This is a genomic window from Rhizobium croatiense (assembly GCF_019793465.1).
GTDB lineage: Bacteria > Pseudomonadota > Alphaproteobacteria > Rhizobiales > Rhizobiaceae > Rhizobium > Rhizobium croatiense.
In genome coordinates, this window is sequence record NZ_JAILYJ010000015.1 from 20,982 (window position 1) to 36,465 (window position 15,484).

12 protein-coding genes and 1 riboswitch are annotated in these 15,484 nt (G+C 64.1%); of the genes, 2 read left to right on the forward strand and 10 right to left on the reverse strand.

All coding sequences use genetic code 11. The annotated features are described in order from the left end of the window. Positions 1-2: 2 nt before the first annotated feature. From K6M89_RS22385 to thiC, 10 genes are all read right to left on the reverse strand, one after another. Positions 3-998, reverse strand: coding sequence for an aldo/keto reductase (locus K6M89_RS22385; RefSeq protein WP_222141021.1), 996 nt, complete (start codon positions 996-998; stop codon positions 3-5). Beyond that, entirely contained in the window at positions 995-2,002 is a 1,008-nt protein-coding gene (locus K6M89_RS22390; protein WP_222141022.1) for a sugar-binding transcriptional regulator, read from the reverse strand. The genes K6M89_RS22385 and K6M89_RS22390 overlap by 4 nt, the downstream gene beginning before the upstream one ends. Before the next feature lies 1 nt (position 2,003). Continuing rightward, complete coding sequence (locus tag K6M89_RS22395) at positions 2,004-2,993, reverse strand: ABC transporter permease (RefSeq protein ID WP_222141023.1); 990 nt, start codon at positions 2,991-2,993, stop codon at positions 2,004-2,006. A 22-nt stretch (positions 2,994-3,015) separates the two neighbouring features. After that, positions 3,016-4,542 (reverse strand): sugar ABC transporter ATP-binding protein, encoded by a 1,527-nt coding sequence (locus K6M89_RS22400; protein ID WP_222141024.1) that lies wholly within the window; start codon positions 4,540-4,542, stop codon positions 3,016-3,018. Positions 4,543-4,603: 61 nt separating this feature from the next. Then, positions 4,604-5,632 carry a substrate-binding domain-containing protein gene (locus tag K6M89_RS22405; protein WP_222141025.1) on the reverse strand — a complete coding sequence of 343 codons (1,029 nt, stop codon included), beginning with the start codon at positions 5,630-5,632 and terminating at the stop codon, positions 4,604-4,606. Positions 5,633-5,814: 182 nt separating this feature from the next. Next, positions 5,815-6,429: a thiamine phosphate synthase gene (locus K6M89_RS22410; protein ID WP_222141026.1), complete on the reverse strand. Its 615-nt coding sequence runs from the start codon at positions 6,427-6,429 to the stop codon at positions 5,815-5,817. Further along, positions 6,426-7,199, reverse strand: coding sequence for a thiazole synthase (locus K6M89_RS22415; RefSeq protein WP_222141027.1), 774 nt, complete (start codon positions 7,197-7,199; stop codon positions 6,426-6,428). Before K6M89_RS22415 ends, K6M89_RS22410 begins: the two co-directional genes overlap by 4 nt. Before the next feature lies 1 nt (position 7,200). Then, positions 7,201-7,398, reverse strand: a complete 198-nt coding sequence (thiS, locus tag K6M89_RS22420; RefSeq protein ID WP_222141028.1) for a sulfur carrier protein ThiS — start codon at positions 7,396-7,398, stop codon at positions 7,201-7,203. Next, positions 7,395-8,381: a glycine oxidase ThiO gene (gene thiO / locus K6M89_RS22425; RefSeq protein ID WP_222141029.1), complete on the reverse strand. Its 987-nt coding sequence runs from the start codon at positions 8,379-8,381 to the stop codon at positions 7,395-7,397. The genes thiS and thiO overlap by 4 nt, the downstream gene beginning before the upstream one ends. 2 nt (positions 8,382-8,383) lie before the next feature. Then, entirely contained in the window at positions 8,384-10,216 is a 1,833-nt protein-coding gene (gene thiC / locus K6M89_RS22430; RefSeq protein ID WP_222141030.1) for a phosphomethylpyrimidine synthase ThiC, read from the reverse strand. Between the two features lie 95 nt (positions 10,217-10,311). Beyond that, positions 10,312-10,443: riboswitch (TPP riboswitch) on the reverse strand. Between the two features lie 291 nt (positions 10,444-10,734). Here thiC and K6M89_RS22435 point away from each other — a divergent pair. Then, complete coding sequence (locus K6M89_RS22435) at positions 10,735-12,003, forward strand: metallophosphoesterase family protein (protein ID WP_222141031.1); 1,269 nt, start codon at positions 10,735-10,737, stop codon at positions 12,001-12,003. After that, positions 12,003-15,476, forward strand: a complete 3,474-nt coding sequence (locus K6M89_RS22440; RefSeq protein ID WP_222141032.1) for an AAA family ATPase — start codon at positions 12,003-12,005, stop codon at positions 15,474-15,476. Before K6M89_RS22435 ends, K6M89_RS22440 begins: the two co-directional genes overlap by 1 nt. Positions 15,477-15,484 lie beyond the last annotated feature (8 nt).

Genomic DNA, 15,484 nt, shown 5'->3' on the forward strand with positions numbered 1-15,484 from the left:
CGTTATCCGTCCATGGTGGCGAGCTGCGCCGATATGGCGGTGTCGATGGCCGCGAGATCGGCGGTTGAAAGGCGAAGCGTTCCGGCCTGCGCATTGTCGAGCGCCTGCGCCGGGTTTCTTGCGCCGCAAAGCGCGAAGGTTACGCCCGGCTGTGCCAGTGTCCAGGCGATCACCGTCTGCGCGATGCTGGCGCCGTGGCGCTCCGCGACAGGCCGGATCGCCTCGGCAAAATCCTTGGCATTGCGGCGGTTGGCGACGGAAAAGCGCGGATTGTCCTTGCGCTGGTCGTCGCCGGAAAACACGCGCTCGGGCCCGATGGCGCCGGAAAGCAGGCCGAGCGCCAGTGAGGAATAGCTGAGCGTCGATACGCTGTTGGCGATGGTGAGCGGCAACAGGTCCGCCTCGATCTGGCGATCGATCATGCTGAACCGCTCCTGGATCGCATCGAGCGAAGCGGTCGCGATATATTGTTCGAGTTCCGACCGGCTGACGTTGCTGGCGCCGACGGCGCGGATCTTTCCGGCCTGTTTCAGCTCTTCCAGCGCCGCGACAGTCTCCTCGATCGGCGTCGTCGGGTCCTGCCAGTGGGTGATGTAGAGGTCGATATGATCTGTGCCGAGGCGGCGCAGGCTTTCCTCAACCTCGTGAATGATCGAGTCTCGCCCGAGATAGCGATGCACCGGCCTGCCGTCCTGGTCGAAGAAATGGTTGCCCTTCTGCGTATGCCACACCAGCCCGCATTTGGTGGCGATTACCGCCTTGTCTCGGCGTCCGGCGAGCGCCTTGCCGACGATCTCTTCGGATCGGCCCAGGCCGTAGGCCGGCGCCGTGTCGATGAGCGTGACGCCGGCATCGAGCGAGGCCTGGATCGCGGCGATGGATTGCGCCTCATCCGTGCCGCCCCACATCCAGCCGCCGATTGCCCAGGTGCCGAGGCCGACGGCCGAAGCCTTGACGCCGGAGCGGCCGATTTCGCGGGTCAACTGTTCGCCGCTCATGCGGAAAATCCTTCCTCGGATGCGAGTTCAAGAATGCGCGCGCCCGTCGCCTCGTCGGTGACGAGCGTATCGAGGTGGTTGCCGCGCAGGATGCTGAGGATCGGCCCGGCCTTGTTCGGGCCGCTGGCGACACCGATCTTCGTCGGGATCGAGGCGAATTCCGGCAGCGTCAGCGAAACCAGCGACCGGTTCAGGCTGTAGTCGCAGACGCGGCCGTGATCGTCGAGCAAATGGGCGAGCAGTTCACAGCTGGCGCCCGAACGCTCGATTGCCGCACGATCGGTGCTGGAGGAAGGGTGCAGGTCGTAATAGCTCGAATCGTCAGTCAGGATCGAGCCGATGCCGACCACAGCGACTTTTGCCTCCCGCGCCCGCCGGAAGACGTCGGCGACGGAGCGCATGTTGATCAGCATCGACCGCTGCTCGGCGTCATCGGCAAAGAGCGGCGCGTGGATCTGATAGGAGCGCCCGCCGAGCCGGTCGGCCATCAGGGTCGAGACGTGGTTGACGTCGGTATAGTGTTTGCCCTGCACGCATCCGGTGGCCGGGATGACCTCGACATCGAAGCGGCGCGGCGCCTGCAGGCCGGCGACGACGGCGCTGACGCCCTTGCCGCCGGTGATGCAGATCGTATCGCCATCGGCGATTTCTTCGAGCAGCAGGCGTGCCGCCGCCTCGCCGACCGCCTGCAGCGCGGTCTGCGGATTGTCCGAGACTGTCGGTACCACGACCGCGCGGCTGATGCCGCCAAGCGCCAGAAGCCGTTCCTCCATATTAACAAGCGGTTCGATCGGCGATTTGATCTTGATCTCGACTAGGCCGAGCTGCCGGCCCCGCTTGATGAGGCGGTTGACGGTGGCGTGCGAGATCCCGAGCTGATCGGCGATCTGCGCCTGCGTCAGACCCTCCAGAAAATGCAGGACGAGCGCCTGGTGCATCTGGCGGGCGATGACGATTTCCTCGCGCGGGGCTGTCGTCCTGGGTTTCAGTTTGGCGATCGGCATGTCAGGCGGCCTTCCGCTTGTGCAGGAAATGGTCGATGGATACGGCGGCAAGCAGGATGCATCCTTTGATCATGTCCTGCCAATAGACGGAAACATTTAGCAGGATCAGCGACGAGGTGACGAGGGAAAGAAGCGCGATGCCGAGGATGGCCCCGAGGATGGTTCCCGAGCCGCCGTTCAGCGAGGCTCCGCCGATCACCGCGGCGGCGATGATGTTCAGCTCCATGCCGACGCCGAAAGTGGGTGTCGCCGCGCCGAAGCGGGACATGTAGATGACACCGGCGACGCCGGCGAGCGTCGAGCAGAGCACCGTCACCCAGAATTTCACCTGGTTCGTCTTGATGCCGGAATAGAGCGCCGCCTTCTCATTGCTGCCCGTGTAGAACACCTTGCGGAAGGCGGTCGCCCGGCGCAGCAGGAAATCGAACAGCATGACGACGGCGACGAAGATCAGGATGACATAGGGAATGCCGTAGAACGTGCCCTGCCCCACCGCCTTGAAGCCGGCCGGCAGCGTGAAGAGCGAGAGCGGCGTGCCCTTGGTGATGATGAGACAGAGGCCACGCACGATCACCATGCCCGCCAGCGACGTGATGAAGTGGTTGAGACCGACGACCGTCACGAAGAAGCCCATGATGGCGCCGATAGTGCTGCTGGCAAGAATGCCGACAAGCGAGGCCGTCCACGGATCGAGTCCGGCGAGAAAGAGCGAGCCCGAGAGCACCATCGCGAAGCAGACGACGGAGCCGACCGCAAGGTCGATGCCGCCAACGATGAGCAGAATCGTCATGCCGACAACGACGATGCCCTCCACGGAAAAGCTCATCAGCATGGCGCGGAAATTGCCGAGCGTCAGGAAGTGTGGCGACGCAAAGCTCATGATGATGCCGAGCGCCAGGATGATCGCGATCAGCCCTGCCTCGCGCATTGTGCCGATGCGTTTGAAGGACGACGTCCTGGGCATGCCTGCCGCCATCGTGTCGATTGCCATTTCCCTCTCTCCCATGTTCTCTTCACGCGGCATGGTCTGCCGCCCTTGCGCTGCCCATGCCGGAAGCAAGGCGGATCACAGTCTCTTCCGACATCTCGTCGGCCCCGAGTTCGCCTGCGATGCGTCCCTCACGGACGACCAGCAGACGGTCGGAAAGGCCGAGAAGCTCCGGCATTTCCGAGGAGATGACAATGATGCCGATGCCCGAGCTTGCCAGCTCGCGCAGCAGCCGGTGGATCTCCGCTTTCGCGCCGACATCGATGCCGCGCGTGGGCTCGTCCATCAGAATGACCTTCGGCTTTACCGCGAGCTGCTTGGCAATCGCCACTTTCTGCTGATTGCCGCCGGAAAGCGATTTTACCGGCGCCTCGATGCCACTCATGCGCACGGCAAGCCTTCGGGCGAAATCATCTGCTAGCGCGGCCTCCGCGCGGCCGTTCAGGAGGCCGACCGAATTGGTAAGCGCCTTCAGGTCCAGCACCGATATGTTCTGCGCGATGGACATTTCGAGAAAGATGCCCGATCCCTTGCGGTCCTCGGACAGGTAGACGATGCCGGCTTTCACCGCATCCGAATAGGCGCGGATCGGTTGCGCCGTGCCGTGCAGGCGGACGGTTCCTGCCGTGCGCGACCGCAGCCCGCAGATGCCTTCGGCGATTTCCGTGCGGCCGGAGCCGATGAGGCCGCCGATGCCCAGGATCTCGCCCTTGCGCAGGCCGAAGCTGACACCGTGAAAACGCACGCCGTCACTGATGCCGTCGACCTCGAGAATGGTCTCGTCTGAGGTTTCGCCGGCGCCGAGCTTGTCGGGATAGAGCTGCGTAATCTCGCGGCCGACCATGCGGCGCACCACGTCATCCGGCGTCACGTCGGCAATGCGGTCGGTGCAGACGTAGCGGCCGTCGCGGAACACGGTGACCCGGTCACAGAGGCTGAAGATTTCCGCCATGCGGTGGCTGATATAGATGATCGAAATGCCGTTCGCCTTGAGGTCGCGAATGATCGAGAAGAGCTGTTGCGCCTCGGTCTCGGTCAGGGCAGCCGTCGGTTCGTCGAGGATCAGCACGCGGCAGTCGAGTGTCAGCGCCTTGGCGATCTCGACCAGCTGCTGGCTTGATATCGGCAGGTCGGCGACCTTGCGGCGGACATCGATCGCGGCAAGCCGGTTCATCACCGCCTGCGCATCGCGCTCCAGCCCGCGGTAGTTCATGAGCGGCGCCCGGCGGCGATTGGTCGCCGCCATGAACATGTTTTCAGCGACCGTCGCATCCGGGCAGAGCGCGATTTCCTGGTGCACCAGGCCGATGCCGAGAGACTGGGCGGCGGCGGGAGAGGAAATGCGTACAGCCTTGCCGTCGAAGCGGATTTCGCCTTCGGTCGGCTGCAGTACGCCGGCGATGATGTTCATCAGCGTCGACTTGCCGGCGCCGTTTTCGCCGCAAAGCGCATGGACTTCGCCGCGCTCGAGCGTGAAGTCGACATCCGTCAACGCCTTCACCGCCCCGAAATGCTTGGTGACACCATGAATGGTGAGTACGGGCTCCGTCATCATCTTCCTCCCTCTCCATCTCGGCCATCCGCACCGAAAGTGCGGATGGCCTGTCGGGGTCTTATTCCTCGATGCCCTTGGTGCCGCGATGCTTGAGATACTTGTCCCAATAGAAGTCGTCGGCATTTGCGGCGGTCACGATGGAGAGGCCGTTGTCGACGACCGGGATGCTCATCGGGTTGAAGCCCGAGCGCTTGGCGTCGTTCATCGGATCGATCAGTTCCGGGTGCTTGGCGAGCCATAGCAGCATGAAGCCCATATAACCCTGCATGCCCTGATTGGGGTTGATCGAGCCGAAGACTTCGCCGGCCTTGATCATATCGAGGATGTTGGCATTGACGTCGGCGCACATGACGAGAACCTTGCCGCCGGTTTCCTTGTTGGCCTGCGCGGCGCCGATCGCGGAGTTCGCTTCCGGCATGAAAACCGCCCCAAGGTTGGGGTTGGCCTGGATGAGGCTGGAAAGCCCCTGATAGGCCTTGGTCGGATCCTGGTTGGATGCGGCGCGGCCGACGAGCTTCATATCAGGCCACTTCTCTCCCATGCGGGCGATGAAGGCGGCGATGCGCTTGTCGTGGTTGTCCTGGCCGGGATTTTCGAGAACGGCGTATTCGCCCTTGCCGCCCATCTTCTCGGCGATCGCATCAGCGGCATAGGTGCCTTCGCGGGTGTTGTCCGAGGTGATGAAGGAGACGCGCTTGGAGAGCGGCGAATCGGCTGCAAAGGTGACGACCGCCGTACCCTGGCCGATGGCGCGATTGATCGGCTCGATGAACGGGTCGGAGTTCATCGGATGAACGAGAATGCCGGCCGGATTTTGCGCCAGCGCCTGGTCGAAAGTGGCGATCTGCTTGTTGACGTCATATTCCGGTGTGCCGGTATATTCCGTTTCGCAGCCGAGTTGTTGCCCCGCCTGCTTGAACATCTCGTAAACCGGGAACCAGTATTCGACACCCGAAACCATAACATTCATGACGTATTTTTCGCCCGGCTTGCAGCGGAACGGGTTTTCCGTTCCCGCGCTTGCGGCGCCGGCGATAAACGTTGCAGCAAAAACCGCCATTGCGGTCGTGGTGAGTAAAGTGCGCAAGAGTCCTCCTTGAGGCCGAAGCCTCTCCCAAAAGCTCGAGGGCGCCGAAAAGCGCCGCTGATCGTGTTGAAGTCCGGACTTCCTCCTCGACGTCCGGTATGAGGCAGCTAAGCGTAAAGCTCGAGGGCTGTCAATATAATTCACGACGTGAAATATATTTCAGCAAGACCAGGTGCGGCATCTCAACCGACAGATCGCCAAGGCGCGGTCGCGGCCAGCCACTGTCGTGTGCGGGCCTCGGGATCCGGATTGCGAGTGATATCGGTGACCACGGCGGCGCTATCGGCGCCGTTTTCCAATACCAGCGGCGCGCGTTCGGCGGTGATCCCGCCAATGGCAACGAGCGGCATTGGTCCGACACGCCGCCGCCAGTCCGCAAGGCGTTCGATGCCTTGAGGCGCCCATTTCATTTCTTTGAGGATCGTGGGCCAGACCGGCCCAAGGGCAACATAGTCCGGCGCGGCGGCCAGCGCGGTTTCTAGTTCTGATGGATCGTGCGTGGAAAGGCCGAGCCTCAGGCCGGCGCGGCGAATGGCAGCCAGATCGGCAGCCATCAGGTCTTCCTGCCCGAGATGAATGAAATCGCATCCCTCGTCGATCGCCAGCCTCCAGTAATCGTTGATGATCAATTGGCAGGCCGCTGCCGCGCAGGCGGCTTTCGCACACCGGATCTCTTCGCGAAGCACCGGCGCCGGCCGGTCCTTGATGCGCAGCTGGACGAGTTTGACGCCGAGCGGCACGAGACGCTCGATCCATTCGGCGCTGTCGACGATGAGATAGAAGGGGTCGAGCTTCATGAGAAGACCGCCTTTCCGATGACGGGAGTGGAAGGAACGGCCATGTCGCGCGGCTCCAGCGGCACGGCGCCATGCGCGATGCCGCCGGCATCGATGGCAAGTGCGAAGGCCTCGGCCATGGCGGCAGGGTCGCTCGCGCCGGCAACGGCAGTGTTGAGAAGAACGGCGTCGTAACCGTACTCCATGACGGCGGCGGCATGCGACGGGCGGCCGATGCCGGCATCGACGACGAGCGGCACTTCAGGAAAATGCGCTCGGAATGACCGCAGTGCCATCGGGTTCACCGGTCCCATGGCGGAGCCGATCGGCGCGCACCAGGGCATCAGGATGCGGCAGCCGGCCTCCAGCAGCTTTTCGGCGACGACAAGGTCGTCGGTGGTATAGGGGAAGACCTGAAAGCCCTCCCCGGTCAGGATGCGTGCCGCTTCGACAAGGCCGAAGACATCGGGCTGCAGCGTATCGTGATGGCCGATCACTTCGAGCTTGATCCAGTCGGTGCGGAAAACATCGCGCGCCATCTTCGCCGTCAGCACAGCCTCCTGCACGCTGTGGCATCCGGCCGTATTTGGCAGCACCCGCACGCCGAGCTCGCGGATCAGCTCGAAGAAGGCGCCGCCCGCCTTGCCGCCGGCGGCCTCGCGCCGCAGCGAGACGGTGACAATTTCCGCCTTCGAGCGTCTCACGGCTTCTGCCAGGACGGCTGGCGACGGATAGCGGGCGGTGCCGAGCAGCAGCCGGGAATGGACCTCGACGTCGTAGAGTTTCAGCATGTCAGCCTCCCTGCATCGGTGAGAGAATTTCAATGCGGTCGTGCTCGCCGAGCACGAAATCGGCGCGATCCTCGCGGTGCACCAGTTCGCCGTTGACCGCGGTTGCGAGCCACCCGCCTTCGTAGTCCAGAGCGAGAAGCAGATCTGCGAGCGTCGCGGCCGCGACCTCCTGTTCCTCGCCATTGATGATGAAGGTCATGACGCCCTCCTTTCCGGTTGTCCTTGTTCTGTGAGAAGACGCCGCGCGACCTCTGCGGCCGTGGCCGGCGCCAGCAGAAAGCCGTGGCGGTAGAGGCCGTTGACATGGAGGGTGCGTCCCTCCTGTGTCACACGCGGCAGATTGTCGGGATAAGCGGGGCGAACGCCTGCGCCGGTTTCCGTAACCCGTGCCTCGCCGAAGGCAGGATGCAAGGCGTAGGAGGCGTTAAGCAATTCCATAAGCGAACGCGCGGTAATCGGGCCGGCATCGTCGCTTTCGATCATCGTCGCTCCGACCATGAAGCGGTTTTTTTCGCGCGGCACGATATAGATCGGGTGGCGCGGATGCAGCAGGCGAACGGGGCGGGAGAGACTGACCTCGCCTGTTTCGATGCAGAGCATCTCGCCTCGAACACCGCGCAATCCGGGCAGCCGGCCGATCTGGGCGGCACCGGTGCAGTCGATTACCCGGTCATATTGGGCAAGATCAGCTTCGCCCGTGACGCTGAGCATGAGACGCATGCGGGCGTCCTCAAGCCCTGCGGCCAGGGCCGCGAGTGCCTGTCTCGGATCGAGATGCGCTTCCTGCCGGAAGAACAGCGCCCTGCGGAAGCGGCCGGCGAGATCAGGCTCCAGGGCGGCGATCGCCGCCTCGTCCAGCCATTCCCATCCGCTTGTCCGGCGGGAAAAACGGTCGAGCTCGCCGGCATCGCGCCCGCCCGCCACGACAAGCGTTCCCCGGCGATTGACATGGCCGGGCAATGCCGCCTCCCACCAATCGGCGGCCAGGCGACCGAGCGTCAGCACCGGCTCCTCCGCACTTTCCCGTTCGCACCACGGCGCCAGCATGCCGCCGGCAAAGCCGGATGCGCCGGCGCCGGCCTTGTCGGCCTGCTCCGCAAGGGTGACGCGGAAGCCGTGGCGATAGAGCTGCCAGGCCACGGTGAGGCCGGCAACGCCGGCCCCTTTGACGAGAACGCGCATGGTCATTCTCCGGCGGGAGTTTTCGCGACCTCTGCGACCGGCATGTAGAGATCGCCGCCATCGCGGTACTTGGCCGCCATGGCTTCAAATCCTTCCTTCTGGGCTTCGGAGCGAATGTCGTGGGAAATTCGCATGGAGCAGAATTTCGGGCCGCACATCGAACAGAAGTGCGCCACCTTGTGCGCCTCCTTCGGCAGGGTCTCGTCGTGGAAGGAACGGGCCGTATCCGGGTCGAGGGAGAGGTTGAACTGATCCTCCCAGCGGAATTCGAAGCGCGCCCGCGACAGTGCATCGTCGCGGATGCGGGCGGCCGGATGTCCCTTGGCAAGATCGGCGGCATGGGCGGCGATCTTGTAGGTGATGACGCCGGTCTTGACGTCGCTGCGGTCGGGCAGCCCCAGATGCTCCTTCGGCGTGACGTAGCAGAGCATGGCCGTGCCGAACCAGCCGATCATGGCGGCGCCGATACCGGAGGTGATGTGATCATAGCCCGGCGCGATGTCGGTCGTCAGCGGTCCGAGCGTATAGAAGGGGGCTTCGCCGCAGACCTTGAGCTGCTTGTCCATATTCTCTTTGATCTTGTGCATCGGCACATGGCCGGGGCCTTCGATCATCACCTGGCAGTCCTTCGCCCAGGCAATCCTTGTGAGTTCGCCGAGGGTTTCGAGTTCGGCAAATTGCGCTGCGTCATTGGCGTCCGCGATCGACCCCGGACGCAAACCGTCGCCGAGCGAGAAGGAGACGTCATAGGCACGGCAGATGTCGCAGATTTCCTCAAAATGCTCGTAGAGGAAACTCTCCTTATGGTGATGCAGACACCACTTGGCCATGATCGAGCCGCCGCGTGAGACGATGCCGGTGACGCGATTGACGGTGAGCGGGATATAGGCCAGCCGCACGCCGGCATGGATGGTGAAGTAATCGACGCCCTGCTCGGCCTGTTCGATCAGCGTATCCCGATAGACTTCCCAGGTCAGATCTTCGGCAATGCCGTTCACCTTCTCGAGCGCCTGGTAAAGCGGCACCGTGCCGATCGGAACCGGCGAATTGCGGATGATCCATTCGCGGATGTTGTGAATGTTGCGGCCGGTGGAAAGGTCCATGACCGTGTCGGCGCCCCAGCGGATCGCCCAGACCATCTTCTCCACCTCTTCCGCCATCGATGACGTGACCGCCGAATTGCCGATATTGGCGTTGATCTTCACCAGAAAATTGCGGCCGATGATCATCGGTTCGGATTCGGGGTGGTTGATATTGGCGGGGATGATCGCCCTGCCCTCGGCGACTTCCCGCCGCACGAATTCGGGCGTCACGAAATCCGGAACATGCGCGCCGAAGCTCTCGCCGTCGCGCGCGAGCGCCTCCTTGGCGGCCTGCCGGCCGAGGTTTTCGCGAATCGCGATAAACTCCATTTCCGGGGTGATAATGCCGGCACGCGCATAGGCGAGCTGGGTCACGGCACGTCCGGCCTTTGCCTTTAGCGGCGTGTTGCGAATGGGAAATTCCGGCGTCAGCCGCTCGCCCGTGGCAAAACCATTGTCTTCAGGCTTCACCACCCGGCCTTCATAGGCTTCGACGTCGCCACGCGCCCTGACCCAGGCTTCGCGCAAACGCGGCAGCCCGGCGTCGATGGAAACCACATGGGCCGGATCGGTATAGGGGCCGGAGGAATCATAGACCGTAACCGGCGGCTCACCGGAGGTCGGGTGAAGGCTGATTTCGCGCATCGGCACGCGCAGATCCGGATAGAGCGTTCCGGGTTTGACGATCTTGGTCGAGGCCGGAAGCGAGCCGGTAGTGACGACGGGAGTAAGCTGGGGTGCAACAATATTCATGGATGAGGCTCCAAGGTTTGACGTTTGGAGACCCAGTTCCAGTGTTGGAATGATGTAAAGACGCCTTGCGCGACAAAGCGAAAATCCGCCCAACAGCCGCAGCGTCCGCACCGTCCCTACGCCAGTATGAACTGGATCAGGTTCAACGGGTCACTGCGCCACAATCGGCAAGGCCGTATAGTCTAGCAGAATCTCAGCCCCTTGCCGGGACACCCCTGGTGAATGTTCGCCATCAAAGACTGCAGCGGCCTTTGTGTCAAGAAGCCCTTTTGCGTTCCAAGGCAGTGGCTGTCGATGCTGGTCGCCGATCGGCTGGGATCGTAGAGTGTGCCGGCGGCCGGACCGGCCCCGGTCGAGCAACATTGATTGTGGATGGGCCGGTTTGCCGGCCCATTTCGCTCGCGCCCCTTGGACGGGTGCTCCATATTCTCATCCTGACGGCCACGTGACAGCGACCGCGCGTTCATCTGTCCGACGGCACCGGCTCATCATCCTGTCGCAACGCGATTTCTGCATTCATGGCTTATCGTTTCGTCCACACTGCCGATCTCCATCTCGACTCTCCGCTGCGGTCGCTGGCGCTTCGCAACGCCGAGCTGGCCGATCTCGTGAGTGACGCCAGCCGGCAGGCGCTGATCGCGATCGTCGACCTTTGCCTCGAGGAGCAGGTCGATGCGCTGGTCATCGCCGGCGATCTCTATGACGGCGAGCAGACGTCGATGAAGACGGCGCGCTTCCTGGCAAGCCAGCTGGAACGGCTGCACCGGGCGGGGATCTGCGTCTTCAAGATCCGCGGCAATCACGATGCGATGTCGAAGATCGCCAGGGAGCTGGTGATGCCCGATACGGTGAAGGTCTTCGGCGGCCACGCCGAGACCGTGGAGGCGACGAAGGGCAGCCTGTCGATCGCGATCCACGGCCTGAGCTTCGCCAAGCCGCAAGCGCCGGACCCGCTTCTGCCGAAATTCAAGCCGCCGGTCGCAGGTGCGGTCAATATCGGCATCATGCATACGAGCCTTGCCGGATCGGCCGGACATGATGTCTATGCACCCTGCAATGTGCTCGATCTTCACGCCTCGGGATTCGACTACTGGGCGCTCGGCCATCTTCATCAGCGCAGCCAGTATCCCGGCACGGCGACGGTCATCATGCCCGGCATGCCGCAAGGCCGCGACATCAACGAGTCGGGCGTCAAGACGGTGTCGCTGGTGACCGTGGCGGACGACCGGGCGGTGACGGTCGAGGAACGGCGCACCAGCATCGCGCAGTTCGAGCGCGTCGATGTCGACCTGACGGGTGTCGATGATTGGCGTGATGCGGCCATGGCGATCGAAGCGGCACTGACGGCGCAGCGCGACCATACGGCCTCGCCACATCTCGTCGCGCGCCTCAGGCTTTCCGGCCGCACGCCGCTCTCTTGGCAGCTTCGCCGCGATATCGACCTCATGCAGACGGAAGCCGAGCAGCGCGGTGACCGGGTCGGCCGGACCTGGATCGAGAAGCTGGAACTCACCTTCGAAGCGCCGGTGTCCCTCGCCGACGCATCCGTCGCTGATCCCGTCGTCGAGCTCGGCGCGCTGATGCGGAACGACGTCATCGCCCGCAGCGGGTTTCGCGACGACGTGAGGGAAATGGTCCGCGACCTGCTCGCAGACCTGCCGCCCGAGAGCCGGGCATTTGCCGGGCATGACGAGACGGGTTTCGAACGCTTCATCGACAGCCTTCTCGCTGACGGCGCCGAGGACATCGCCGCCCGGATGAAGGCCGCGGAGCGGGGAGACAGCTGATGCGCCTGCGTCGTCTCGACCTCATCCGTTATGGCAAGTTCACCGACCACTCGATCGATTTCGGCGCGGCCCGACCGGGTTCGCCGGATCTGCACATCGTCTATGGCCTCAACGAAGCGGGCAAGTCGACCACCTTCGCCGCCTATCTCGACCTGCTCTACGGCATAGGCGAGCGCAGCACCTACAATTTCCTGCATTCCTACAACACGATGAAGGTTGGTGCGCGGCTGGAATTCGGTGGCGCGGACCATGAATTGGCGCGGCTCAAATTGCGGACCGGCAGCCTCGTCGATGATCGGGGACAGGCTGTGAACGAGGCGCTTTTGGCCGGCGCGCTCGGCGGCGTCGGCCGCGACGCCTATCGCACCATGTTCTCGCTCGACGACCAGTCGCTCAAGGAAGGCGGCAACGCCATCATACAAAGCAAGGGCGAGCTCGGCGAGTTGCTGTTCTCGGCAAGCTCGGGCCTCGCCGGCCTCAGCCGTTCGCTGGTAACGGCAACCGACGAAGCCAATGGGATCTACAAGAAGCGGTCGTCGAGCACGAAGCTTGCGGAACTCAAACGCGCGCTCGAAGCGCTGAAGGCCGAGCGCAATGCCATCGACACGCTTGCCTCGACCTATTCGGGCCTGAAATCAACCCACGAGCAGGCCGACGCCGCCTATGCCGCGACGACGCGGGAACTGGCCGGGGCCAAGGCCCGGCATCAGGAGCTGACGCGCCTTCTCAGCGCCCTGCCCGCGGCGCTGGAACTCCGGCGGCTGGACACCGATGCAGCCGGCATGGGTGATCTGCCGCGGCCGCCGTCGGAATGGTTCACACTGCTGCCGCAGCTTTTCCACGACGAGACGCGGCTGCAGGCGCTTGTCGAAACCGCCGACCGCACGCTGCGCCAGCTTGCCGACGAGATTGAGGCGATCACGATCGACGACAAGGCGCTGGCGGTCGCCGCGCATATGGACATGCTGGATCAGGGGCGGGCGCGCTATCTCGCGGCTGAAAGCGACCTGCCGAAGCGCCGGCTGGCGCTGGCCGAACACGAAGGCGTGCTGGTGCGGCTGCTGGCCGATCTCGAACAGCCTGGCTATGCGATGCCCGAGGCGCTGCTGCTGCCCGCCTCGCTGATCGGCATCGTCCGCGATCTCATCGAGCGACGTTCCGGCGTCGAGGCCAACCTGGTTGCCGCGGGCCGCGAACTCGTGCGGGCGCGCGAGAATCTCGAAAGGCTGAACAAGGAAGGCCGCTCGCAAAACGGAGCCGTCGTGCTCGATCCCGCGCATCTCAGCCGCATCGAGGCCGCCCTGAGCCGGCTGGCCGGGTCCGATCTCGCAGTGCGGCTCACCATGGAAGAGCGGACCCTCGTGCAGGCGAAGCGAATACAGGAGAGGCAGTTCGCACAGCTTGCGCCCTGGACAGGTGATGCCGTCGCCCTGCAGCGGACGAGCGCGGCCGAGCCTCGGCAGACCGAGGCCTGGCGTGGCCAGGCGATCTCCATCGACAAGCGGATCGCGGATCACGAGGCACGGCTGCGCGATCTCGGCACCGAACAGGCGCTGACCAAAGCCCGGATCGCGGCTTTCGTCGCCGGTGGTTCGATCGACGATGCCGAGGCCGCGAGGCTGCGCGATGAACGCGATGCCGCATGGCAGGCGCATCTTGCCAGCTTGAATGCCGCCACCGCCCGGACGTTCGAGGAGCGGATGCGCCAGGACGATGTCGTGTCCGCCGGCCGGCTGTCACGCGCGCAGGAACTTGCCGAGCTGCGCCAGCTCCGCCTGTCCGAAGCGGCAACCGCGGCAGCGATCGAACGGCAAAGGGAATTGCTCGCCGAGGCGCGCGCCGAACATGATGGGCTTGCGGAACGCATCCGTGGTCTGCTGCCCGAGGCAATCGAATATGACACCGAAGCTGCGGCGCGCATTGCAGCACTCGAGGGATGGAGCACCAAGCGAGCCGCGGCGCTGGCCGCCTGGGACGAACTGCAGCGGGCCGAAGACGCGGTGGAAGCGCTTAGCGCCGAACTGGACAGGCATGCCGCAACGCTTGCAGCGAGCCTTGCGGATGCCGGCCATGGTGGCGCCGACGACCTGCCGCTCGCCGCGCTGATGCAGGCGGCGAGCGATATGCTTGCCGCCAGCAAAGCCGAACAGGCGGTGCGGCAGGCGCACGAGAAGGCGATCGGCGATCTCGACCGCGACGTCAGGGAACGCGAGCGCGACCAACAGGAGGCGGAAGCCGCGGTCGTGGCCTGGAACCGGGAATGGGCGGAGGCGCTGTCGCGAACCTGGTTTGCCGACAAGGCCGGCTCGATGGCCGCCGTCCGCGCCGTGCTGGATGCGCTCGCCACACTGCCCGCCATCCTGAAGGAGCGGGATGACTTCGCAAGCCGCGTTGCCGCGATGGAGCGCGATCAGGAGCAATTCCGTGGGGATATTGCCGGGCTTCTCGCGGGCTGCGGCCTCAGCCGGTTGGCATCCGATACGCTCGCCTCCGCCAATGCGCTGGTGGAACGCCATGAGGCAGCGCGGCATGCGGCGCAACTTCGGGCAGACCGGCAGGCGGATCTCGAAAAACATTTGGAGAAGCGACGGGCGCTGGAGGAAGAACTGGCCGTTCACAATGCCCGCAAGAACGAACTGACGAGCTATTTCGGCACGGACTCGCTTGCCTCGGTCGAAGCATTCCTGAACCAAGCCCGGGAGCGGGACCGGCTGGAGGCGCGGGCCGCCACCTTACGCGGCCAGATCACCGAGGCATTGCGCGCGGCGAGTTTTTCCGAAGCCGAACGCCGCCTTGCCGATATCGACGCCGCTGCGGCCGAGCGCGATGCGATCGAGCTCGGCGCCCGGATCGAGGATCTCACCGAGCGGGCGAAACTTCTCTATTCCGACGTGTCGCTGGCGCGGCAGAAGCTCGAGGCCGTCGGCGGGGACGACGCGGTGGCCCGAATCGAGGCCAAACGCCGAACCATCTTCCTCGAGATCGAGGAACTGGCGGTGCGGCATCTGACGCTGCGCGCCGGCACGCTCGCGGCCGAACAGGCGCTGCACATCTATCGCGAAAAACATCGCAGCTCGATGATGAACCGCGCATCGCAAGCTTTTCACCTGATCACCGGCGGCAACTATTCCGGCCTGACGACCCAACCCGACCGGGACAAGGAAATACTGATCGGCGTGTCACGCGACGGCGGCTCGAAGCTGGCGGACGCGATGTCGACGGGCACGCAGTTCCAGCTCTATCTCGCGCTTCGGCTGGCGGGCTATGAGGAATTCGCAGCGCTTCGCCCGCCCGTGCCCTTCATCGCCGACGATATTATGGAAAGCTTTGACAATCCTCGCTCCGAAGAGGTTTTCCGACTGCTCGGCGCAATGGCGAAGGTCGGACAGGTCATCTACCTCACGCATCACTGGCATCTCTGCGAGATCGCGCGACACGTTGTTCCTGATGTCACCATTCACCAGCTGCCATGACCGGGCGC